Below are 22,319 nucleotides of genomic sequence, written 5' to 3'. Positions count from 1 at the left end.
GATGCTAGTTTTACCCCCCTTTAGTAGAGAATCTTGACGCATGACAGTGAAATCTTTCCACCCGCCCGTCCGTACCCTCATGGGACCTGGCCCTTCCGACGTTAGCCCGCGTGTGTTGGGCGCAATGGCTCGCCCGACACTGGGGCATCTTGACCCCATGTTCGTCGGCATGATGGATGAAGTAAAAGCGATGCTGCAATACGCTTTCCAAACCAAAAACGAGTTGACGATGGCGGTATCTGCGCCCGGCTCGGCGGGTATGGAAACCTGCTTTGTGAATCTGGTCGAGCCGGGTGATAAGGTCATCGTTTGCCAAAACGGTGTATTCGGCGGACGCATGAAGGAGAACGTCGAGCGTTGCGGCGCAACCCCGATCATGGTGATGGATGATTGGGGCAAGCCAGTTGATCCCAACAAAGTCGAAGCCGCGCTGAAAGCGAATCCTGATGCCAAAGTCGTGGCGTTTGTCCATGCAGAAACCTCCACAGGTGCGCAATCCGACGCGCAAACGTTGGTGAAACTGGCACACGATTACGATTGCTTGACCATTGTGGATGCCGTGACATCATTGGCAGGTACGCCACTGAAAATGGATGAGTGGGAAATCGACGCGATTTATTCCGGCACACAAAAATGCTTGTCGTGCGTCCCCGGCATTTCCCCAGTGAGCTTCGGTGATCGGGCAATTGAACGCATCAAAAACCGCAAAACCACCGTGCAAAGCTGGTTCATGGACATGAATCTGGTCATGGCTTACTGGGGTGGCGCGGGCAAACGCGCTTACCACCACACTGCTGCGGTCAACACCCTGTATGCGCTGCACGAATCGCTGGTGATGTTGCAAGAAGAAGGCTTGGAAAACTCATGGGCGCGTCATGCGCGTAACCATCAAGCCTTGAAAGCGGGGATCGAAGCGATGGGCTTGCGTTTCGTGGTGGATGAGGCTTACCGTTTGCCACAACTGAACTCGGTCACTTTGCCCGAAGGTATAGATGAAGCCGCAGTGCGTAGTGCGTTGCTCAACGATTACAGTCTGGAAATCGGCGCAGGCTTGGGCGCATTGGCTGGCAAAATCTGGCGCATCGGCTTGATGGGCTTTGCCAGCAATGAGAAGAACGTGCTGAACTGCTTGGGCGCGTTGGATGCGGTGTTGTCCGGCATGAATGCGCAGATTAATAGCGGTGTGGCGGTGCGGGCGGCGAAACAAGCTTTCGCTAAGTAACGTTTGAAAAATCCTCCCAGCCTCCCCTTTATCAGGGGAGGCTAAAGAACTCACTCACCGGAACGAACTAACCGCGTTGCAAGATTCGTTTTGCGGAGGAAACGACCAGCATCACCCAAGTTAAAGTAAACTGCCCAAGCAGCAGAATTGGCTGGAAAATCAGGCGTAACAACCACATTATCTGAAATTGCAGGACTGCTGCTCCAGAGAACAGGAAACCCGACAAGACTTGGAAAAACAACCTTATTGGCGGCGACAAGTCCCGAACTGTTGCGAAGCCCTTTGCAGTACTCGACAGTACTTTTCAGCTCTTTCAGATTAGGAACTCGCCAGTCACAGTGCCCGCCAAAGTTACTGTCATTAGCAAGTTTCGCCTGATCCATCGCTACCTGCCAATTCATGGTTGCCGCTGCACCTGTACATTTATCATCCAAAAAATTATCCGGTGTAGCATTATCTGAAAAGACTTCCCCTTCCAAACAACGTTTCCACACCAGACCCGTGGTGTTATGGGTCACAGTGCCGTCAATATGGAAAGTAAAATCACTGGTGGGAGTTGTTTCCATTATATTAAAGTTAGAGCACGTCTGGGCATCAGCCACACCACACATCAGCAACCCAGCCACGAAAAATTTGCTTAAATATTGCCTATTCATAATCCCATCTCCCTTCAACAGCTCATTTGCCGGAACGAACCAGACGCACATGCTTGTCAATGTTGCGGCTATCTGTATCGTCATAACCGTAGTCGAAGCCGATATACCATGCATGAGTCGCTACAATGCTCAGCCCGCCGGAGCCTGTAGCCCCACCTCCTGCCAGATCGAACTCGGTAGCCGATGTCCCTGACCAGTACCAAGATGCAAGCGTATTCGGGAAATACGCCGTATCAATCGCCGGGTCGATACGCGACAAATCAATAAGCGACAGCAACTCATTCTGGCTCGGCATCCGCCAATCACTAGCGCCGCACCAGCCTGCTGCATTCACTGCTTTTACGTATGCTTCGGTATCGCAGCCACTGGGTGCACCACAGATACCAGCCGTTGGTGTACCGGGGCTACCGCCATTCTGGGTAGAATCAGTGCTGTACCACGAATAAGTCCAGTCCTTGTCATGCAAGCCGCCGTCATCTGTCTTAACCTCCCAAATCAGGCCAGTGACATTATCCTTGACGCAAGGCCATGCGCTGGCACTGGCAGATAACGCCGTTCCATCGGCGGCAACTTTGGTAAAACTGAAACCAGCATGACCATCACTAACGTCATTGACCGTGACATCACGCCCGACATGCCCATCCTGACCAGTCGACTTGCCCTGACAGTCGATACGGGCAAGAGAATTGGCAGGCGGTATAGGGTCGCTGTCACTATCGGTAAGCAAAGCGCAGGACAAATCAAGATTGTGGCGCTTACTGCCGTCAGCGGCAAAATCGGCACACAAGGTAATACCCGTGTCATTAAGCTTGCCAGTTGACTTGGCTAACACGGCTGTTTTTACCGTTACGGGAACAACATCGCCCCCTCCAGCAACAGGTGTTACCGGTGTTACTGGTTCGGGACTCACCGTACCCCCGCCGCCGCCACCGCAGGCACTCAAGAGGAAAAGGGAACACATCAGAACGACTGAAGGCAGCACTGCAAAACGTTTAGGCTGCATTGACACGCATGACAAGGCCATAAAAACCTCCCATCACGAATAATAGATAAACTTTGAATTTAGATTAATAAAGCCAATCATTCCTAAAGTACCCCCAGAGGGGAATTTTATTTCACTGGATTTATGGCTTTATTTATAAATGATTTATCCACTTATAAGAATGATAATTATCAACAATCCCATTGTCATAAAATAATTAAACTGAAATCAATTTTTGATAGTTTTTATTAATAATTACTTTTACCCTGCGCTGATGGCTATTCTTCTGCGTTACTGCGAAAATAGCCGCCCCTAGCTCCTATCCCCTTGATTAAACACGACTCAACTCCATTTCGCGACATTGATTCAACAGGACAAGAAGCGGGCTGGGCAAACATTGCAACATCCGCTTTCTGGGGCGTTCGCTCAAACTCTTGATGTTGTCATCCCCAAAGCGTGCATCGACAGGGAAACACGCTTTAAGGTCATCCGCGACAGTTCTCCAGAGTCGCCAATCGGTGAGTTGGCGGGGATTGTCGAGTTTGCGCTTGGCATTGGCAAAACAGCTTTGCGTCATCTTTTCCAGCACGGCTGGCGTACAATAATTTGCCGTGTAGATACAGCTCAGCCAGTTTTGAGCCTTTGTACGCCCGTAGCCCATCGACATCCAGCAAACTTTTGAGGCGTTTGATCACTAATCAGCCCGAAACCCGCCAAGGCTTGCTAGATGGCTTACAGGCAAAAGGTTACGCCGCCGCACAATTACAAGTGATCAGCCGTGCGGTGAATGCTAATACCAAGGCATCCACGATATGCCGGAAAAGCTGGGTAAAGCCGCTGATGTGAAAAAGCTATTCGTCGAATTTCAGCAGCGCTTGTACGTGCCGTTTAGCTAATCCCGTTTTCATAACCGCTAATCTGAATAACCTAGAAACAACAGCAGTATCCAGCCTAAAAATCTCTACTTACTCTTACGAACATTATGGAGATTTTTCGATATGGATATTCAGAACAGAAACAAAGCCAACACCTCGCCGGTACTCCCCAGAAGTGGCGGCAATCAAAACCAACAGGTGCGCAATGCCGCCCAGCATTTGGACAATTTTTCTAACGGGGCAAAAAACCAATCGTGCGCTCCACAAGGCAATAATCAGTCAAAAGATATTTTTCAGAATATCATGAACCTGATCCAACGCTTGCTCGCGCAATTTGATAAAGAACCCACGCCGCCGAATGTACAGCCAGTCTACGGCGCAATTGTCCCCGATGAACCGACCCCACCCGATGTACAACCGGTTTACGGCGTGATACTTCCCGGCGAACCAACTGGCGTTCAACCGGTTTACGGCGGCATTCGAGCACCTGCCGAGCAATCCGGTGACACCCCAACAACCATCTAAGGTTCACACCATGACCGACACCCCAACAATCACACAATATGCCCCCGGCACACGCAGTTGTTACGCCGTCTGGGAGATTACCCTGAAATGTAATCTTGCCTGTAGTCACTGCGGCTCGCGGGCGGGTGATGCACGAGTCAATGAGCTATCCACGGCTGAAGCGCTGGATTTGGTGCATCAAATGGCTGATGTCGGCATCACCGAAGTCACGCTAATTGGTGGCGAAGCCTTCTTGCGCAGCGACTGGTTGGAAATTGCGGCTGAAATCGTCAAGTGCGGCATGATTTGCTCCATGACCACGGGCGGTTATGGCATCAATTTAGTCACCGCACAACGCATGAAAGCAGCGGGTATCAATCAAGTATCGGTTTCTGTCGATGGAATGCGTAACACCCACGACCGTTTGCGCGGCAAAATCGGCTCGTGGAAATACGCCTTTGAAACGATGGGGCACTTGCAACAAGCAGGGCTGACGTTTGGCGCAAACACACAAGTCAACCGCCTGTCTGCCCCCGAATTTCCGCTGCTGTTTCAGGCATTAGTGGATGCGGGTGCGAAAGGCTGGCAAATCCAAATGACTGTACCGATGGGCAACGCGGCGGATAATGCTGACATCCTCTTGCAACCCGACGAACTGTTAGTGTTCCATCCCTTGATAGCCAACCTCGCCAAGCGCGGCTATCCACAAGGGTTTTACGTGCAACCCGGCAATAACTTTGGTTACTACGGCCCGTATGAGCGCATGTTGCGGGGTTTTGGTAAACCTACAGAATGGTCATTCTGGCAGGGCTGTTTTGCAGGCTTGCGCACTATCGGCATTGAAGCGGATGGCACGATCAAAGGTTGCCCATCGCTGCCGACGGCTGCTTATTCTGGCGGGACTATCCGCGAGGCTTCACTCGCTACCATCCTCACCGAACGCGACGAACTGACCTTCAACCTGAGTGCCGGAACACCCGCAGCCACGGATCACCTATGGGGCTTCTGCAAAACCTGTGATTTTGCAGAATTGTGCCGGGGCGCATGCAATTGGACAGCCCACGTATTCTTTGATCGGCGCGGTAACAATCCCTATTGCTACCACCGTTCCCTAGTCAATGCATCGAATGGCGTGCGCGAACGTTTCGCCTTACGCAAAGCCGCCAGTGGTTTACCGTTCGATAATGGTGTTTTTGATCTGTTTGAAGAAGATGTACTCAGCCCCACTGCCGCTGATCCCATGCGCTTTACTGCTGATAAAATCCAATGGCCGGAAGCATGGTTAGCGGAAAACCCTGAATTATCCAGCGCATTACAGCACGAGGCTGAACAGAATGTCAGGGATATGCGCAATGCCCGTTCATCCGCCTGATTTTGACCAAATAAACAAAATCTATTAAATTACTTCCACAGTAGATGAACCCTTGCCTGTTGAACAGTGGATCGCTGTTCGCGCATAAAGCCTGTCAAAGCGACATCAGCTTGCTCTTTACTAGGGCGGGGACTGGCCTACTGTGCGAATTGCATTGCGTTTCTAGGAAACCAATATCGCACAGTAGGCCGTCCCCGCATCGAGTGTAGCAAGCTGATCTTCTGGATGAACGAAGGTGATTTACTGCCTAATAGCCGACCTCGTGTCGGCTATTTCATTAAAAATAACTAAAAATCAGGGATTTGCATGAGCCAACTCACCCGCCAGCAACTCTACGACAAGATTAAAGAAACCTCCAAGGATGAATACATCCTCAGCGAGATGCAACGCTTGGGCTACTGGAAGGAAGACGCACAGCCAACACTGGCAGCATCCCTAATCAAACGCCGTGGTGACTTGCAACGCCAAATCAATGCCTTATCGTCGCAAATTACCGACCCGAAAGCCGCGCTCAAAGCCATCCACCAAGAACGCATGGCAGCGGCTCGCCAGCAACGCATTGATACCAAAGTTAAACGCGAAGTCGAACGTTACCAACGCGCTCAGGCTTGGCACGAAAAGCAGCAAAACCACATCCATTACCTCGGTGACGCTGCCGGATTCAAACCCTCCGCCGCCGCTGATGTGTCCGATGCAGAACGCCTCAACAGCCTAGGTTTACCCGTCTATTCCAATGCCGCCGAACTCGCGGCAGGCATGGGCATTACTCTCAACGAATTGCGCTTTCTGACCTACAGCAACCAAGTCTCGCGGGTGTGCCACTACCAACATTTTGCGATGCAGAAAAAGTCCGGCGGCACACGCCTGATTTCCGCGCCGATGCCGCGCCTGAAACGCCTGCAATACTGGGTGCTAGACAATATTCTGCAACCGCTGGAACTCACCGAACAAGCACACGGTTTCGTCACAGGGCGCAGCATTGTCAGCAATGCCCAGCCGCATCTGGCGCAAAAAGTCGTGATCAATATGGATCTGAAAGACTTTTTCCCCACCGTCACTTACCCGCGTATCAAAGGCACATTCGCGCAACTCGGCTACAACCACGAGGTCGCGTCCCTGCTCGCGCTGCTGTGTTCCGAACCCGAAACGCAAACCGTGGAAATGGATGGGCAACGCTATTACCTGAATTCATCTAGCCGCCGCCTGCCGCAAGGCGCACCCACCAGCCCCGCGTTGAGCAACGTGATTTGCCGCACGCTGGACAAGCGCTTGCAAGGATTGGCGACCAAACACGGTTTTGCCTACACCCGTTACGCCGACGATTTGACCTTTTCCGGCACGGATACTGCCGCCGTTCCCGCCCTGTTATACGGCGCAAAAGCCACGGTGACAGCGGAAGGTTTCAACGTCCACCCCGACAAAACCCGCATCATGAAACAGGGCAGCAAGCAGGAAGTCACTGGCATTGTGGTCAACCAACACCTGTCGGTTGATAACAAAAAGCTCAAGCAATTTCGCGCCCTGCTATTCCAAATCGACAAAGACGGCTATGGCGACAAAAGCTGGGGCAATGGTTACAACATTCTGGCAAGCATCAAAAGTTACGCCCATTACGTGCGCATGGTGAACCCGGAAAAAGGCAGCCAATTTCTGCAACAGATTGCCGCTATCCAGCAAAAACACGGCAAACCCAATGTGGCAATGAAGTTCAGCACCACGCAATTCCGCGAACGCGCCGCGCAAGGCAAGTTGCCACTGGACGCGATGCGCATTGCAGCCATCAAGCCAGCACCGACGCTGGATGACACGATTCAACACCGCGATGTGATTATCGAAGTCCAACAAATCATCGGAGGTAAATCATGAAACTGATTCGCCGTACTACCCTACGCTTTCAGGATGGCACATCCGACAAAGTGTACGAAGTTGACATTGTGGAAGCCGCTGATGACAGCTATTTGGTCAATTTCCGCTACGGACGTTCCGGCAAACCCTTGACCGAAGGCAGCAAAACCGCCGCGCCCGTGGATTCCGCCAAAGCCAAAAAAGTCGCCGATAGCCTGCTGGTCAGCAAGATGAACAAAGGCTACCAAGTGCTAATGGGCTACAATCCCGTAACGGGCGAAACCATCGGCGCAAGTGCCGCCGCGCAACCCACAACCGCACCCTGCAAAGGCAAAAAAGCCCAAAGCCGCGACCAGCAAATCCTCGAACGTCTGCAAAAATTCGCCGAGAGCGACACGATTACGATTGACGGCTACCGCCTGAGTCGCAGCGTGTGGAAAGCGGGCGAATTGCGCATTCCCGACCTAACCGCCGCACTGCAAGCCCTGCTCGCCAATCTGCCTGCCAAAGCCAAAGACGACGCGATGACGTATTACAGCATCGCATGGGCAGCGGGGCGCACCCGTGACCCTGCCGCGTTCGCCGTATTGCAGCAGCTCCAAGACAAAATCCCCGCGCATCTCTATCAATTTGCGTGCTTGCAAATCGGGCAGCCACCGGAAAGTTGCTTGCCGGAATTCGACCAAACGTTGGATGCCGTGCAAGCCATCGAAGCCATCCAAGCCTTCGATCACTACGCCGCGATGTCCTTCGACCGTGTGAACAAGGAAGGTAGGGAATACATCCAGCAAGTACTGCACTGGCACGGGTTGAATGCTGCTGTCGAGCAAGCATTGAGCCAAACCGTGTTGGCAGATGCGGATCAGGATTTCATCCAACTGCGTGTAGATGCCGCCAGTTATGCCACAATTCAAGCCAACAAAGCCGCCGTGCCGGAACTCGAACCCGCGATTATGGACGTATTGCGTTACCACTATAACGCCCTGCTGGATAAGAGCCGGAGTGCTAACGCTTACTACAAACGCCAGCAAGACGTGTCCGCAGAACGTTTGCAACAATGCTACACCCTCTTACGCAGCCATGATGCGTATGAAGGCGTGGTCAACCGCATTATTCCCACGCTCAATGCTGATCACTGGTTTCATGGCTACTCATACGCCATTGCCGCTGATATTCGCAGCAAATACGACACCTCACTGGCGTACCATGTGCGACGCTTATTCCAAGACCGTTTTGCCGATTTGCGCCAAGAAGCCCTTCAACCCAAAGAACAATTGCTGGAACATTACAGCCAGCAGGTGGTGAGTTTGTACGCGCTTGCCAGTGTCGAACCGGACAAACGTGCGCTGGCGTTCACTGCTATCCAACATGCGCCGATCAACCAATCGTTTACGGCATCGTTCCGCAAGCTCTACAAAATGGCAGAGTTTTTGGATGATCACGAAGCCTTAGCCGTGTTGAATCATCGGTTGGAAACCACGCCCGACGATGGCAGACGGCAAAGCTGGCGCGAAGAAAACCCCAGTTTTACCCAGCAAAGCAAACGCTATTTACGCCGTCGTACCGTGCGCCATTTACGCAACTTAGGTAAGTTTTCACCCAACGATTATTTGCAACTGGCGCGGGAAGTTTTGGTGTTGGCGGACGATGCCTCACCTGTTGCACAACGCACCCCGAAGAAACAACTGATTCATTTCCCCGACTTGGTGGCAATGAATTTCATCCTGCACCGTCACAGTCACTTGTACGAACAAGACTATAAGGGTGCATGGTTTTTGCAGGAAAATCGCCAGAACGAAGCCAATCAGCCAGAAGCGTTTGCTACCTTGTGGGCGTATGCGGGTCAGGATTTGCTCTACATTTTGCGCCACTGCAAAGCGGCGATGGTGAATGATTTCGCCTTCCGCCGCCTGCAACCGCAAACCGCATTCTTGCAGGAACAAGCGCAAGCAACGTGGCTGGAACTGGTGGTACGCCCTTACGAAAATACCGCGCTGCTGGCACTGGAACATTTGCGGGATAGCTTGCCGCAAACTGAGGTGGTATTCGCACTGTTGAACGCGCAGTTTGCCGCCATCCGCCATCACGGTTTGGCGAATCTGACACCGGCGCATTTTGCGGGAAACCCCGATTTGTTGTTGGATTTGCTGCTTTCGCCGCATGATGATGTGCAGTTGTTCGCCAAGAATTACGTGTACGCGATGCCCAACAACCATACGCTGTTGCCGCTGTTATTGGCTCGTCCCGAACCTGCGCTGCAAGTCTTGGGCATTGCACTGATTGGCAAGTTAAGCGATGCCGAAAAACGCGAATACCGCGTACTGCTGTTCAATGCGCTGACCGATGAAAATGCTGAATTGCGGCGTGGTGCGCGGCTGGCGGTGTTGTCGGTTCAAGATGCCGATTTCCAGAAGGACATTTTCGCGCACATTTTGCCCGTGCTGTTCAAAGCCGAACCTGTCGACGGTTACAGCGAGGATATGCTGGCGATTGTGCAAGCGGTTGCACCGATTCATGCCGAAATTGATCAAAACTTACTGTGGCGGTTGCTCACCGCAAAAAGCAAATTGGCGGAACGGGCGGGGGCAATCATTTTGTCTGCCCACCCTGCCGATGCATTTTCGATCAAGCAGTTGGCGATGTTGACCAAAATTCCCACCTTGCAAGTGCGGACGTGGGCAATGGCAGCGTTGCAAGCTGATCCTGCACGGGTGACGGAGCAATTCGCCGAAGCCGTGCGGATTTTGGATAACCGTTGGGACGATACCCGCACTCAAGCCATTGCCCTGTTTACGGCATTTGAAACGGACTTTTGGACAAGCGAACGCGTGGTAGCGGTGTGTGATCAGGTCTACCACGATGTGCAACAATTTGGGCGCGAACTGGTGTTGCGTGGCTTTGAACATGGCGAAGGCGAAACCTATTTGCTGCAACTCAGCCAGCACCCTGCCAACAACGTGCAATTGTTCGTGTCGAATTTCTTGCAGCAATACGCCAGTGGCAAGCCCGACACCATCCTCAAATTACAAGGCTATTTCAATACCGTGTTGTCGCAAGTCAATCGTGGGCGTTTGGTGAAAGATCGGGTGATTGCCTTCCTATTCACCGAATCCGGCAAGGATGAGCAAGTGGCACGCATGGTAGCGACCTTGTTCACCGACCAATCCCTGAGCCGCGTAATTGCCGATAAAGCGCGTTACATCAAGACCTTGTTTGAATTGCAAAACCGCTACGGCATCCAACAAACGCCAGTGCGCGTGATCGCACCCGCAGTGAGGGCTTTCTGATGGAGTTTTCCAGAAAATATAACGGCAACTCGCAAGTCTCGAACACTAGCCGTGAAACGACTATGTCCTTCGTGCCGGATACATTGCGTAACCCGACGTTTTTTGCAGCGGATTTGGGGCAACATATTCCCTTCCGCGAAGCCATGTCTGCGCTGCATCAGGTGGTAGTGTCGGATATGAGCTTTCAGCCCACAGACAAATCCGATTACAAGGCGTGGTTGAAAGCGCAAGAGGATGTGTTCTTAGCAGAAGCCATGGCAAAACAGGGGCAGATTAAAACGCAACTGGATGAATTACGCCAGCAAATGCGCGAAGTGCAACACGCCGAAAGTGCCGTTTTGTCGCCGTTCTACACTGCACGTTCCAAGTATTTCCAGTATTTATACAAAAACGATATTGACGCGTGGTATGTGCTTGATCCAGTAATCACGGTTCACCCCGATAGCATTTTCTTTGAATGCTTTTCGCAGGACGAATCCAGTTACGGCAAACTGAGCTGCCGCTACGAAGTGTTCCAACATGTGCGCGAACACGCCTACGGCACGACCAATATCGACTATTCGCACGCGTTGTATCAGGAATTTCAGAGAATCCGCGATTACAAACGCACCGAGTTTGTGATTGATCCGTCGGGCTTTGAGGTAAAAACTGACCTGAGTGATGACTTCAAGGAAGAGAAAATCGACCTGCCGGACAGTTGGGTGCGCGGTTTCCTGCAAGTCAGTTCGGCGATGAGTTTACCGTTTACGCAGTTCAATCTGCACCCGATGGATATGTACAATATCCTGCTGTTTTTGAAGCGGCATAAGGAAAAAACCGGGCCGCGTTCCTTGCGGTTTTGCCTGACACCGGATCAACCGATTCAAGTGAAGTTTGATCCGTGGGGTGAAACCTTGACGTGTCCGCGCAGTATTTACACGGGCAATGCGGCGCAGGAAGTGCGGATTTGGGGACGGCGGCGCTTGTTTATACTGGAACGTTTGTTGCCCATCGTGAAGCATTTCCGCGTGAGTCTGTTGGGTTCGGGTTTACCGAGTTTCTGGGTCGCGGAAATGGAACACATGACCTTCACCTTGGGCTTATCGGGTTGGAGTGCCAATGACTTTTCGCGCATGGGTAATTTCGATTTGATGGCTCCGCGAGGAGAGGTCGATAGCGTCACGGCGGAACAGGTATTTGCAGCCTTGCAAACCACTTGGCAGGAAAGTGCGACTTCGCTGGCATTGCGTCTGGGCTTGGATGTGCTGACGGTGAAATCCGCGCTGGGGATTTATTCACAATACGGTCGGGTGTTGTATGACATGGATAAGGATGTGTACCGCATCCGTGAACTCAGCAAAGACCCGTTGCCGATGGATAAGCTGCGTTTTAGCAATGAACGCGAAGCCAAGGCGGATAATTTCCGTAAGGCGGGTTTGGTAACGGTGGTGGCGCGGGAAGCGCAGCAAAACGGACGGCAGTTAGTGCGTGGTGAAGTGATCGACAATGCGCACACGTACCAGCCGGAGATTACGCTGGATGCGGATATGCGGCTGGTGGAGGCACGGTGTTCTTGCCATTTCTATATTCAGAACAAGCTGAATCAAGGGCCGTGTGAGCACATGCTGGCAGTGCGGTTAGCGGGGAGTTGAGGCGGCGATGCGCTGACGTAACACGTCCAACTGTTGCAAGGTCGCGTAGCCATCGGCGGGGAAACCCGCCTCCTGTTGCCAGCGCCGTAATGCTGAACGGGTATTCGGTCCCAATTTGCCGTCTACCCCATCCGTGCTGTAACCCGCCGAGGTAAGCAATGCCTGCAACTCGGACTTCTGATCATGGCTCAACGGCAACTCCTCCGTAGGCCACGTTGCCAACAGCGGCGGTTTGCCTTGGATACGATCACCCAAATAACCGACGGCGAGCGCATAGTTCTGCGCATTGTTGTACTTGAGAATCGCATCGAAGTTGCGTAACGCCAAAAACGCTGGCCCTCGATAACCCGCAGGCAGCAACACAAACGCATTGCTCGTGCTGCTATCCAACGCCTGCCCATTGACGGCAGTGACGCCCGCAATCTTGCCCCAGATATTTAACGGTAACCAGAAATCCACATCCGCTTGCGACCAATCAAAATTCGCAGGCAAACGTACTTCAAAACCCCACGGCTGATCGCGTTCCCAGCCAGAACTTGCCAAGTAGTTAGCGGTTGAAGCCAGTGCGTCAGGAATGCTGTTTACCAAATCACGTCTGCCATCGCCATCAAAATCAACCGCATAGGACTCAAAGGTGGTGGGAATAAACTGCGTATGCCCAATAGCACCTGCCCATGACCCTTGCATAGAAACGGGCGGCATATCGCCTTGTTGCAGAATTCGTAAGGTTGCGAGTAATTGCTTTTGCCAAAAATCCCGCCGTTCAACCTCACCAGCATATGCCAACGTCGCTAATGAGCGCACAATACCGTAACGCCCCGTATGGTTACCGAAATTGCTTTCTAGCCCCCACACCGCCAATAGGTATTCGGGTTGTACGCCATATTTTGCGTGGATTTGGGTTAACAGTGGCGCGTAATCGTGCAAGAGGCTTTGCCCCTTGGCGATGCGTTCAGGCGATGCAGCAGTTTCGAGGTATTCCCAGACGGTTTTGGTGAATTCGGGTTGATGGGCTTCGAGACGCAACACTTTACTGTCAGGCAATAGGCCGCGCAAAGCATTATCCACGGTTTCAACGTGAATACCTTCCGCTATGGCAACCTGACGAAATTGCTGCTTCCATGCATCAAACGCGGTATCTACAGTGAAGCTGTAACCGAATAACACTACGGCGAGCAATAATCCTATCGGCAACCAATGTAACCACTTCTGGTTCATTCAGCCGTTCCACACACTCGAAAAATCATCGACGTATAATAGCAGAGATATTGGGAAAGGTTTGATGAAGGACAAACTTTAGTCTTTTTTCTTGCCCGCAGGACGTGCGAATGGGCTGACATTGCCTGCTGCGCCCGAACCGTCCATCGCCAGAATTTTGCTGACACCGGTGTGTTCCACCTCGTCGATACGGATCACGGAATGGATGGGGATAAAGCTGCGTTTGACGGATTCAAACTCAGTTTTGAGGCGCTCTTCAGCGGGGTCAATCACCACGCTGCTTTGCGTACCGAAGACGATTTCTTCCACCACGACAAAGCCGTACAGGTCTGACTCGTAGACCTGACGGGCAAAGATTTCGTAAATCTTGTCTTGGTTGACGAAAGAAATGCGGTAGATGCTGCGGTCGCTGCTCAACGGTTGTGCCTCAAGGAATAATAGTGGGGAAAATGGGCTTAGTTGTAGCAGAAAACCGGTGGGAAGTCACTTTCCCGCTAACATTCGCGCATCGATGATTTGCTTCCACTTCGCAGGGCCGGTGTTATGCACCGATTCGCCATTGCTATCCACTGCAACCGTGACTGGCATATCCTTGACCTCGAATTCGTAAATCGCTTCCATGCCGAGTTCGGGGAACGCCAGTACTTTCGCGCCAGTAATCGCTTTGGAAACCAAATATGCCGCTCCACCGACTGCCATCAGATACACCGCACCGAATTCCTTGATCGCTTCAATCGCAATCGGGCCGCGTTCGGATTTACCGATCATGCCCAACAAGCCGGTTTGTTGCAGGATTTGACGGGTGAATTTATCCATACGGGTGGACGTGGTAGGACCAGCGGGACCCACCACTTCATCACGTACCGGATCAACTGGGCCGACATAATAAATGAAGCGTCCTTTCAAATCGACAGGTAATTGTTCGCCTTTGTTGAGCATGTCGATCATGCGCTTGTGGGCCGCATCGCGCCCTGTCAGCATTTTGCCCGACAGCAAGACGGTTTCGCCCGGTTTCAGGTTACGCACTTGTTCTGGGGTGATAGTATCGAGGTTGACGCGGGTGGCTGATGCACCGCCTTCCAGCGAGATTTGCGGCCAGTTGGATAAGTCTGGTGGAGTTTGCAGCGCTGCGCCCGAACCATCCAGCACGAAATGGGTGTGGCGGGTGGCTGCACAGTTGGGGATCATGCACACAGGCAAAGAGGCTGCGTGGGTCGGGAAGTCTTTGATTTTGACATCCAGCACCGTGGTTAGGCCGCCCAAGCCTTGTGCACCTAAGCCGAGGTTGTTAACCTTTTCGTAGAGTTCCAAACGCAATTCTTCGACACGGTTTTGTGCACCACGCGCTTGCAGTTCTTGAATGTCGATGGATTCCATCAGCACTTCTTTTGCCATGACAGCCGCTTTTTCTGCCGTGCCGCCAATGCCGATACCGAGCATTCCCGGTGGACACCAACCTGCTCCCATTTCTGGCACGGTTTTCAGCACCCAATCCACAATGCTGTCGGAGGGGTTGAGCATGACCATTTTGGATTTGTTTTCAGAACCGCCGCCTTTCGCTGCCACATCAAACGACACTTTATCGCCGGGGACAATTTCGTAATGGATGACCGCAGGCGTATTGTCTTTGGTGTTTTTCCGCGCCCCGGCAGGATCGGCAAGGATGGAGGCACGCAACACGTTATCGGGGTTCATGTACGCACGGCGCACACCTTCATTGATCATATCAGTCAGGCTCAGATCGCCTTCCCATTGCACATTCATGCCGACTTTGACGAACACGGTGACAATGCCGGTATCTTGGCAAATCGGGCGATGCCCTTCCGCACACATGCGCGAATTGACGAGGATTTGCGCGATGGAATCCTTCGCGGCAGGGGATTCTTCACGCTCCCACGCTTGGTGCATCGCTTCGATGAAGTCGAGCGGGTGGTAATACGAAATGAATTGCAGCGCATCCGCTACACTGGCGATTACGTCGTCTTGCTTAATAATGGTCATGGCTCTATTCCCTTGGTGGTTGATCAACTGCGGGCGGAGACTGTTTTTGTTGTGGCGCACAATCGTAGGCGAAAATGCGTGTGAATACCATTATTTCGTGCGCTATTTCATCTGTTGAATGTAGGCTTTTGCAAAGCGTTTGCCCAATTCCATTTGCCCTTGTGCGTTGTAGTGGATGCCATCATCCTGCTTACCCAGCCCGTCGGTAGAAACCATTACGGCGCGAGATACCGAACGTTGTGCGGCTTGCTGCTGATTGCGTACCGACGCGATAGCTTCCGCATGTTCTGGGTGATCCAGATTCACCTGCCCGTAAATGAACGCACTGTTAGGCGAGTCCAAATCTTGCCGCAAATGTGTCACCAGATTAGCGAAACGTTGCCCGTATTGTTTGGCGACCCCGATAGATTCTTGGGCATCACTTTCACCCTGCATCCACAGAATTGCATCTGCCTGCAAAGTCGTGTCTTTGGGAGTGGCAAAACCGACTTGGCGCAACAAGCCTTTGTAAAGCGCCTGCCCCGGTTGCCATTGCTGGATCAGGCTGCCCGTGGCGGCTTGCTTGACCATGATGATGGTGTCGTGGGGGAAAGCACGGGCGACATCGTGCGCAAAGCTAACTTCGGGGCCAAACCACGCAAATTTTGCCAGCGGGTGTTCGCGCCCTTGGTAGAAGTATTTCACATTGGCGGGGGTGGTTTTGTAGGTGGCGGGGAGTTCGCTGACCTTGCCGCGCCCCATCATGTTGGATTGTCCGGCGAGTAAAATCAGCCGATCTTTTGCCCATACAACGGGTGTCTGTGCCAACAGCAAAAGCGCCAGCAAGGGTATCCAGAAGAATCGCATGTTTCCAATACCTTGTTTTGTCATCGCGCAACTTTAGCATATATACTGCCGTTCATCTTGATTTAACCAGAAGACCCTCATGCGCGTACTTGGAATTGAAAGCTCTTGTGATGAAACCGGCGTGGCGTTGTACGACACCGATAAAGGCTTGTTGGCGCATCGCTTGTTCAGCCAAATTGCGATGCACGCGGAATACGGCGGCGTTGTGCCGGAATTGGCATCGCGGGATCATATCCGGCGCGTGTTGCCGTTGCTGCGCGAGGCGTTGGTGGATGCAAACATGACGATGGCGGATATTGATGGCATTGCCTACACCGCCGGGCCTGGGCTGATCGGGGCATTGCTGACGGGGGCTTCGATTGCGCGGTCGATGGCGTGGGGTTTGAATATCCCAGCAGTGGGCGTGCATCACATGGAAGGGCATTTGCTCGCGCCGATGCTGGAAGAAAATCCGCCGGAATTGCCGTTTGTGGCATTGCTGGTGTCGGGCGGGCATACCATGCTGGTGGATGTGCCGCGTATTGGCGAATACCACATTCTGGGCGAAAGCGTGGATGATGCGGCAGGCGAGGCGTTTGACAAGACCGCCAAACTGATGGGCTTGGATTATCCGGGTGGCCCCTTGCTGGCGAAGCTCGCGGAACAAGGACGTGAGGGGATTTACAAATTTCCGCGCCCGATGGTGGATCGACCGGGCTGTGATTTTAGCTTCAGCGGCTTGAAGACGTTTTCACTGACGACGTGGCAGAAGTCTGGGCAGACGGAGCAGGATAAGGCGGATATTGCGCGGGCGTTTGAGGAGGCGGTGGTGGATACGCTGTTTATCAAATGTCGGCGGGCGTTGGAACAGGCGGGGCGTAAGCGGCTGGTAGTGGCGGGCGGCGTGGGTGCGAATCGACGCTTGCGGGCGCGGCTGGCGGAGTTGAAAGCAGAAGTGTATTTCCCGCGTTTGGCGTTTTGCACCGATAACGGCGCAATGATTGCGTATGCGGGTGCGTTGCGCTTGCAGGCGGGCGCGAGTGAAGCGGCGGTGATTAATGCGCGTCCGCGTTGGGCGTTGACGGAATTGGCGGCGGTTTAGCCGAATTCATCAAGCAGCCTCTTGATATTGAGGAGCGTCCTCCATGAGCGGAGCGTCACGGAATTCTGGGGGAATTGTACCCAAGCAAATTGCTGTTTTGGGAACACCCATATCCATCAGCGTTTCATCCAACAATTCCTCGGTGTCATTCCACTGAATCACGATTTGATCTTTTACAATGTCGATATGGATGGCACATTCATGGATGCGTTTATGACCGCGCCAACCTAACCACATGACTAAATAGTGCATCCGCTCATCGTCAAAAATGAGTTGTGTCTCAGAGTCATCTGTTTTCAACGTGCCATATTCGCTTAACACTTGCTTGATGCAACGTTGATAAAAAGCTACTGGGGTTTCCATTGAAGTGGCTTCTCTTCCGCTAAAGAATAGACAATCACATTGACCTTCAGCCCTTCTATTGCCACACGCCCAACCTCACGACTCAGAATATTATCGAGTGCATGGCGAGGAACAGCCAAATAGAGTTGGCGTTCTGGGTCACTCTGGCGCAAAAAAAGCTGGTATAGAGCGTATTGCCCAATGGCTTCCTCTAATTGACATCCTCCCCTCCCTAAAGGAAGGGGATTCCTACTGCATTCAGCTAAATAGCTGACTTACTTCGGCGAGTTCCTGCTTCATCGAGCGGCTTAATACCGCATCTCCACAGGCTAACAAGCGGTGTCCCCGCTCTTTAACATTGATCGCGCCGACATGATCGGCGTGATTTTCATAGTGACATTTCACGCACACAAACGTAGCTTGCGTTTGGCGGTTATCCGCTGATATGTGGTGACATTCGGGGCATTCTTGGCTGGTGTAATGCGGTGGCACGGCGAACAACATACCGCCATTCCACGCCAGTTTATAGTCGAGTTGCCGTCGAAATTCACCCCAACCTTGGTCGAGAATGGCTTTGTTTAAGCCAGACTTTGCCGCCACGTTCTTGCCGGGATTTTCTGCCGTGCCTACCGCTGATCGGCTCATATTACTTACCTGCAAATCTTCGACGAACACTACCGCGTGGTTTTGGCTGATTGTTGTCGTCGCTTTGTGCAGGAAATCGCGGCGGGTATTGGCGATTTGTGTGTGGAGTTTTTGAACTTTGGCTTTCGCCTTTTTCCAGTTGTTGCTGAATTTCTGCTTATGCGCCATGCGCCTTTGGTATTTGGCGAGTTTGGCTTGTTGGGTTTTGAAGCTGTTGAGCGGGGCAATATAGCTGCCATCCGAGAGCGTGGCAAAACGGGCAATGCCTAAGTCGATGCCGATGCTGGATGTAGCTGTGGGCGTTGGTTGTTCCACTTCCCGTTGGATTTGGATGCTGATGTACCACTTGCCGTTTTTACCGGATACCGTGACATTGCGTAACTCACCCAGCACCTCGCGGCTGTTGCGGTAGCGTATCCAACCCAGTTTTGGCAGGAAAATACGGCTATTACCTTGATCGAGCTTAATTTGTTTGGGGTCGGGATAGCGGAAACTGTCGCCGCTGCCTTTGCGCTTGAAGCGGGGGAAATCCGCACGCTTGGCAAAGAAATTTTTGTAGGCTTTTTCCAAATCCTTTAAGGCGTGCTGCAAGGGATGGACAGGGGCATCTTTCAGCCAAGGCGTTTCTGTGCCATTGCGCCATGCGGTCAGGTGTTTTGCCATTGCCACATAACCGATGAACTTTTCACCCGCTTCATGATTGGCTTGTTGCAACGCCAACGCCTTGTTGTAAACAAACCGACACGAACCCGCGTAACGGCGCAGGGTGTGCTGTTGACCGCCGTCTGGCATCAGTTCGTATTTGAAGGCTTGTAGTCGTTGCATGGTGTTGAGGGTAGACTAAAATCCCTACTTCGTGTGCCTGAATCCACCGTAAATGCTGGTTTCAGCCGATAAACGGAATGGGAGGATCGGTACACTTCAGTCATTCGCCTGTACATCGCGCAGCAGCAAATACCACACTAAACACTACGAACATAGGGCGGCTTCGCCACCCGCGCTATCCTCCCCGCCCTGAAGGACGAGGTTTGCCGCGCAACCTGATCAACTACTTGGGATGAGCGTAAAAAACTTTTGATCTCGACAGCAATGCGTTCATAGCCACGTTCAGCCGCAAGCAAACGCTCTGCCCCTAGATCAGTAGCGAGTTTTGGGTCAGTTTTGAACATATACGGGTCATGCGTGATCGCCCAGCCTTCCCTCATGAGGGCTTGCTTCACCGTTTCATGGTACTTATCCCGTTTTGACATCCGCAATCCTTTACATTTCTGCTGAACCGAGTATTGGCTGAGTATACCAGAACACGTTTATTTTGTTCTGTGCCCTGTTCTTCCATGCGAAAGTTCATCGCTGAAGGGCAGCAACGCATCAGTCATTAACACATCTTTGAGTTTCCAGATTTTATTCCGCATGGATTTTGTTGCACTTTTTGGAAGCAAAATAATGCCCAGTTCATGCTCGCGACACGCATACAGGGTGTTTGGTGTCAGTAGGGTAATGTCGACCACGCAAGAATGTAGCGGGTCGTAACCGGATGGCATGACAAAATTCTGAAGGGTTACGCCGCAATTCACGATGACTTGGCGTTTCTCGCCATCATGTACGTGGTGATAGAGAGCACTGTATGAAATTTCGCTGAGGGCACTTGCGCTTTTCGCCCACCAAACGTCACCCTTGTACGTAGCGTAAATCAAGGTGTGGCATGGTTCACTGACAGCAATTGTGCCTGTAAGGGATGCGCGACCCCATTCGTCTTTATTGAACAATAGGTTGATTTGCATAGCGGTTCACCTATTCAGTGGAACACGAGTGTAATACTAATGTACATCGGCTGAAAACCATACTTCAAGACCCCCTGCTTTGACTTTATATTTTGAAACGGGATAGGCGTATGCGGTGGTTATGCCTGCTTCTTTGAGTATAGCAACGATAGCTTCTGCGGTTTGTTTATCTTCGTCGTTGAAATAGCGAACGTTGGTATTTTTGGGCATATCCGCCCCCTTACCCGCCATATTTTCTATTCCGGGCATGACGAAACCTTTTTGCTGCAACTGGGTTGTGATCTCATTAGCTTTAACGCGTTGAGATTCCGATGCAATTTGAATGTATACCTGTGCGGGAAGCGTGGGAAGAATAGCTGATGCCTCGGCTTTGGTTGTTGCCGTACCAGTGGATTTGTAACTGAACAGTCCCCCCTTACCCAAACGCACTAAATTTGCGACACTCCCCCGATGACCCAACAACTGAAAGACCACAGCCTCAAACAGCTTAACAGCCAGTACCTTGCCAAGCTCACGCCGGAGGAACTGCTGCACCTGTCGACCAAGTTGTTGCATGACCTGAAAGAAGCGCGGGAACAGATCAACCAAAACTCCAACAACTCCTCCAAACCACCCAGCAGCGGTTTCCCGTGGGAAACGTCACCCAAAACGGTGGCTTTGCCCGAAACAGAAGGGGTGGGTGCAGCCAGAGGAAAGCCAACCCCGGAACCAGAAGCTGTGGCGGGCACAAAGCCAGCCCAACCAGCCAAACGCAAAGCGGGTAAACAACCCGGCGCACCGGGTTATGGTCGGGTATGGCATCCGCCCATCAATGCAGACGAACACCATTACCCCAGCCGATGTGAAGCCTGTGGCAGGTCCCTGGATGCGGCTGTCTCCCGTATTTATACCGCCTATGACAGTGTGGACATCCAGTTTGGCACGGATGGGAACCCCGGACTGACCGTCATCACCACCCGCCACCACCTTCACGATAGCGTATGCACCTGCGGTCATGTGAGCCGCCATATCCCGCATCGCCAAGCTCCCGACCCGTTATACCCGGAGGTTGATGTGGGCGAGTGGCGGCTGATTGGGGGCAATCTGGCGGCACTTATTGTCCACCTACGGCTGCGCTCACGCTTGTCACTGCGTGGCACACAAGAACTGTTGCGGGAGGTGTTGGGCATTCCCCTAAGTGTCGGGGTGTTGCAGCAATGTTTTGAGGAAGCAGCCGCGAGTGCTTCTCCATTGGAAGATGCCTTGGTGGAAGGGCTGTTGGCAGAAGCCACCGCTGACGGCGGGGTGCTGTATATTGATGAAACCTCTTGGAAAGAGCGTGGCGAAGCCCTGTGGCTATGGACATTCGTCACCACCCTCAGCGTTTGTTTCTACGTAGGGCAGCGCACCATTGAAATGCTCGACAACGTGATTAGCCCCCACTTTGGGGGCTGGCTGATGAGTGATGGCTATGCCGCTTACCGCCACCACCCCAAACGCTTGCGTTGCTGGGCGCACCTGATCCGCAAAGCCCGTGGGCTGGCAGAATCACTGGACAAAGACGGGCGGACGTTTGGCAACTTCACCCTCGCTTGGCTGAGGGTATTACAGGACGACATTTACGCTTGGCGGGCAGCAGGCGGCACGGTGGGGACGCAAACCGACGTGATCCGTCAACGCCATCAGGCAAAACTCCTGGAATTCAGGGCATTATGCTTGATCCATGCCGTATCTGCCCATGACAAGACGGCGGCACTGGCGAAAGAGTTCATCAATGATTGGGATGCCATTTTCCGAATCCTTGACCACCCGTGGCTTCCCTTGACCAATAATGAGGCTGAGCGGGCGTTGCGCCATTGGGTGATCCTGCGCAAAACCAACCATGGCACAAAGAGTGCTACGGGGAGCCGTGCGTTTGCCATGCTGGCCAGCATCATCGGTACTTGCCGCAAACGTGGACAGTCTGCCTTGGCTTATCTTGCCAGTGTTATTACCGCTGCCCGCGCTGGCTTTGCCCTGCCCGCTTTACCGCAAGGGGTGGGGATGTGATCA

21 protein-coding genes and 1 pseudogene are annotated in these 22,319 nt (G+C 52.6%); 9 read left to right on the top strand and 13 right to left on the bottom strand.

Going from position 1 to position 22,319, the window contains the following annotated elements:
- Window positions 1–40 precede the first annotated feature (40 nt).
- Window positions 41–1,222 carry a pyridoxal-phosphate-dependent aminotransferase family protein gene (locus J1836_RS19370; protein ID WP_207252763.1) on the top strand — a complete coding sequence of 394 codons (1,182 nt, stop codon included), beginning with the start codon at window positions 41–43 and terminating at the stop codon, window positions 1,220–1,222.
- Between the two features lie 50 nt (window positions 1,223–1,272).
- On the opposite strand, the gene J1836_RS19365 is transcribed toward J1836_RS19370, so the two are convergent.
- The 3 genes from J1836_RS19365 to J1836_RS19355 all read right to left on the bottom strand — a co-directional run bounded on the left by J1836_RS19365 (window position 1,273) and on the right by J1836_RS19355 (window position 3,527).
- The gene (locus J1836_RS19365) at window positions 1,273–1,878 is read right to left on the bottom strand and encodes an Lcl C-terminal domain-containing protein (protein ID WP_207252762.1); all 606 of its coding nucleotides are present in this window, start codon (window positions 1,876–1,878) and stop codon (window positions 1,273–1,275) included.
- A 22-nt stretch (window positions 1,879–1,900) separates the two neighbouring features.
- Window positions 1,901–2,839, bottom strand: coding sequence for an Lcl C-terminal domain-containing protein (locus J1836_RS19360; RefSeq protein WP_207252761.1), 939 nt, complete (start codon window positions 2,837–2,839; stop codon window positions 1,901–1,903).
- A gap of 352 nt (window positions 2,840–3,191) precedes the next feature.
- The gene (locus J1836_RS19355; RefSeq protein WP_207252759.1) at window positions 3,192–3,527 is read right to left on the bottom strand and encodes a hypothetical protein; all 336 of its coding nucleotides are present in this window, start codon (window positions 3,525–3,527) and stop codon (window positions 3,192–3,194) included.
- Between the two features lie 20 nt (window positions 3,528–3,547).
- On the opposite strand from J1836_RS19355, the gene J1836_RS19350 reads away from it, so the two are divergent.
- From J1836_RS19350 to J1836_RS19325, 6 genes are all read left to right on the top strand, one after another.
- Complete coding sequence (locus tag J1836_RS19350) at window positions 3,548–3,706, top strand: hypothetical protein (RefSeq protein ID WP_207252758.1); 159 nt, start codon at window positions 3,548–3,550, stop codon at window positions 3,704–3,706.
- 152 nt (window positions 3,707–3,858) lie between these two features.
- On the top strand, window positions 3,859–4,260 hold the full coding sequence (locus J1836_RS19345; RefSeq protein WP_207252756.1) for a hypothetical protein: 402 nt from the start codon (window positions 3,859–3,861) through the stop codon (window positions 4,258–4,260).
- Between the two features lie 10 nt (window positions 4,261–4,270).
- A complete protein-coding gene (locus J1836_RS19340; RefSeq protein WP_207252755.1) occupies window positions 4,271–5,611 on the top strand; it encodes a radical SAM/SPASM domain-containing protein in 1,341 nt (446 codons plus the stop codon).
- Between the two features lie 306 nt (window positions 5,612–5,917).
- A complete protein-coding gene (locus J1836_RS19335) occupies window positions 5,918–7,477 on the top strand; it encodes a reverse transcriptase family protein (protein WP_207252753.1) in 1,560 nt (519 codons plus the stop codon).
- Window positions 7,474–10,743 carry a hypothetical protein gene (locus J1836_RS19330; RefSeq protein ID WP_207252751.1) on the top strand — a complete coding sequence of 1,090 codons (3,270 nt, stop codon included), beginning with the start codon at window positions 7,474–7,476 and terminating at the stop codon, window positions 10,741–10,743. The genes J1836_RS19335 and J1836_RS19330 overlap by 4 nt, the downstream gene beginning before the upstream one ends.
- Entirely contained in the window at window positions 10,743–12,374 is a 1,632-nt protein-coding gene (locus J1836_RS19325; RefSeq protein WP_207252750.1) for an SWIM zinc finger family protein, read from the top strand. The genes J1836_RS19330 and J1836_RS19325 overlap by 1 nt, the downstream gene beginning before the upstream one ends.
- Here J1836_RS19325 and J1836_RS19320 read toward each other — a convergent pair.
- The 4 genes from J1836_RS19320 to J1836_RS19305 form a co-directional block, all read right to left on the bottom strand.
- On the bottom strand, window positions 12,360–13,592 hold the full coding sequence (locus tag J1836_RS19320; protein WP_207252749.1) for a lytic murein transglycosylase: 1,233 nt from the start codon (window positions 13,590–13,592) through the stop codon (window positions 12,360–12,362). The genes J1836_RS19325 and J1836_RS19320 overlap by 15 nt on opposite strands.
- Before the next feature lie 78 nt (window positions 13,593–13,670).
- Window positions 13,671–14,009, bottom strand: coding sequence for a DUF1820 family protein (locus tag J1836_RS19315; protein WP_207252747.1), 339 nt, complete (start codon window positions 14,007–14,009; stop codon window positions 13,671–13,673).
- Window positions 14,010–14,075: 66 nt separating this feature from the next.
- Entirely contained in the window at window positions 14,076–15,593 is a 1,518-nt protein-coding gene (locus tag J1836_RS19310; protein ID WP_207252746.1) for a fumarate hydratase, read from the bottom strand.
- 102 nt (window positions 15,594–15,695) lie between these two features.
- Window positions 15,696–16,463 carry a sialate O-acetylesterase gene (locus J1836_RS19305; protein ID WP_242632927.1) on the bottom strand — a complete coding sequence of 256 codons (768 nt, stop codon included), beginning with the start codon at window positions 16,461–16,463 and terminating at the stop codon, window positions 15,696–15,698.
- 55 nt (window positions 16,464–16,518) lie between these two features.
- Between J1836_RS19305 and tsaD the strand changes: the two genes are divergently transcribed.
- Window positions 16,519–17,520, top strand: coding sequence for a tRNA (adenosine(37)-N6)-threonylcarbamoyltransferase complex transferase subunit TsaD (gene tsaD, locus J1836_RS19300; RefSeq protein WP_207252744.1), 1,002 nt, complete (start codon window positions 16,519–16,521; stop codon window positions 17,518–17,520).
- Between the two features lie 9 nt (window positions 17,521–17,529).
- Here the strand turns inward: tsaD and J1836_RS19295 are convergent, their stop codons facing one another.
- The 6 genes and pseudogenes from J1836_RS19295 to J1836_RS19270 form a co-directional block, all read right to left on the bottom strand.
- A complete protein-coding gene (locus J1836_RS19295; protein ID WP_207252742.1) occupies window positions 17,530–17,883 on the bottom strand; it encodes a XisI protein in 354 nt (117 codons plus the stop codon).
- Window positions 17,868–18,068, bottom strand: a pseudogene (locus J1836_RS22030) (element excision factor XisH family protein); the annotation flags it as partial. The pseudogene J1836_RS22030 and the gene J1836_RS19295, both read right to left, overlap by 16 nt.
- 52 nt (window positions 18,069–18,120) lie before the next feature.
- Window positions 18,121–19,332: an RNA-guided endonuclease InsQ/TnpB family protein gene (locus J1836_RS19285; RefSeq protein ID WP_207252740.1), complete on the bottom strand. Its 1,212-nt coding sequence runs from the start codon at window positions 19,330–19,332 to the stop codon at window positions 18,121–18,123.
- Between the two features lie 137 nt (window positions 19,333–19,469).
- Entirely contained in the window at window positions 19,470–19,757 is a 288-nt protein-coding gene (locus tag J1836_RS19280) for an element excision factor XisH family protein (protein ID WP_207252739.1), read from the bottom strand.
- Window positions 19,758–19,814: 57 nt separating this feature from the next.
- Window positions 19,815–20,288 carry a hypothetical protein gene (locus tag J1836_RS19275; RefSeq protein ID WP_207252738.1) on the bottom strand — a complete coding sequence of 158 codons (474 nt, stop codon included), beginning with the start codon at window positions 20,286–20,288 and terminating at the stop codon, window positions 19,815–19,817.
- A 36-nt stretch (window positions 20,289–20,324) separates the two neighbouring features.
- A complete protein-coding gene (locus J1836_RS19270) occupies window positions 20,325–20,711 on the bottom strand; it encodes a hypothetical protein (protein WP_207252737.1) in 387 nt (128 codons plus the stop codon).
- A 27-nt stretch (window positions 20,712–20,738) separates the two neighbouring features.
- On the opposite strand from J1836_RS19270, the gene tnpC reads away from it, so the two are divergent.
- Entirely contained in the window at window positions 20,739–22,316 is a 1,578-nt protein-coding gene (gene tnpC, locus J1836_RS19265) for an IS66 family transposase (RefSeq protein ID WP_242632653.1), read from the top strand.
- Window positions 22,317–22,319: the final 3 nt, after the last annotated feature.

Source organism: Thiothrix fructosivorans (assembly GCF_017349355.1).
Taxonomy (GTDB): domain Bacteria; phylum Pseudomonadota; class Gammaproteobacteria; order Thiotrichales; family Thiotrichaceae; genus Thiothrix; species Thiothrix fructosivorans.
This window is presented reverse-complemented; position numbering and strand designations above follow the sequence as displayed.

Excerpts from the sequence above, each read along its gene's own strand:
- J1836_RS19370 (WP_207252763.1), top strand. The coding sequence starts at position 41 with ATGACAGTGAAATCTTTCCACCCGCCCGTCCGTACCCTCATGGGACCT.
- J1836_RS19365 (WP_207252762.1), bottom strand. The coding sequence starts at position 1,878 with ATGAATAGGCAATATTTAAGCAAATTTTTCGTGGCTGGGTTGCTGATG.
- J1836_RS19360 (WP_207252761.1), bottom strand. The coding sequence starts at position 2,839 with ATGTGTTCCCTTTTCCTCTTGAGTGCCTGCGGTGGCGGCGGCGGGGGT.
- J1836_RS19355 (WP_207252759.1), bottom strand. The coding sequence starts at position 3,527 with ATGTCGATGGGCTACGGGCGTACAAAGGCTCAAAACTGGCTGAGCTGT.
- J1836_RS19345 (WP_207252756.1), top strand. The coding sequence starts at position 3,859 with ATGGATATTCAGAACAGAAACAAAGCCAACACCTCGCCGGTACTCCCC.
- J1836_RS19340 (WP_207252755.1), top strand. The coding sequence starts at position 4,271 with ATGACCGACACCCCAACAATCACACAATATGCCCCCGGCACACGCAGT.
- J1836_RS19335 (WP_207252753.1), top strand. The coding sequence starts at position 5,918 with ATGAGCCAACTCACCCGCCAGCAACTCTACGACAAGATTAAAGAAACC.
- J1836_RS19330 (WP_207252751.1), top strand. The coding sequence starts at position 7,474 with ATGAAACTGATTCGCCGTACTACCCTACGCTTTCAGGATGGCACATCC.
- J1836_RS19325 (WP_207252750.1), top strand. The coding sequence starts at position 10,743 with ATGGAGTTTTCCAGAAAATATAACGGCAACTCGCAAGTCTCGAACACT.
- J1836_RS19320 (WP_207252749.1), bottom strand. The coding sequence starts at position 13,592 with ATGAACCAGAAGTGGTTACATTGGTTGCCGATAGGATTATTGCTCGCC.
- J1836_RS19310 (WP_207252746.1), bottom strand. The coding sequence starts at position 15,593 with ATGACCATTATTAAGCAAGACGACGTAATCGCCAGTGTAGCGGATGCG.
- J1836_RS19305 (WP_242632927.1), bottom strand. The coding sequence starts at position 16,463 with ATGACAAAACAAGGTATTGGAAACATGCGATTCTTCTGGATACCCTTG.
- tsaD (WP_207252744.1), top strand. The coding sequence starts at position 16,519 with ATGCGCGTACTTGGAATTGAAAGCTCTTGTGATGAAACCGGCGTGGCG.
- J1836_RS19295 (WP_207252742.1), bottom strand. The coding sequence starts at position 17,883 with ATGGAAACCCCAGTAGCTTTTTATCAACGTTGCATCAAGCAAGTGTTA.
- J1836_RS19285 (WP_207252740.1), bottom strand. The coding sequence starts at position 19,332 with ATGCAACGACTACAAGCCTTCAAATACGAACTGATGCCAGACGGCGGT.
- J1836_RS19280 (WP_207252739.1), bottom strand. The coding sequence starts at position 19,757 with ATGTCAAAACGGGATAAGTACCATGAAACGGTGAAGCAAGCCCTCATG.
- J1836_RS19275 (WP_207252738.1), bottom strand. The coding sequence starts at position 20,288 with ATGCAAATCAACCTATTGTTCAATAAAGACGAATGGGGTCGCGCATCC.
- tnpC (WP_242632653.1), top strand. The coding sequence starts at position 20,739 with ATGACCCAACAACTGAAAGACCACAGCCTCAAACAGCTTAACAGCCAG.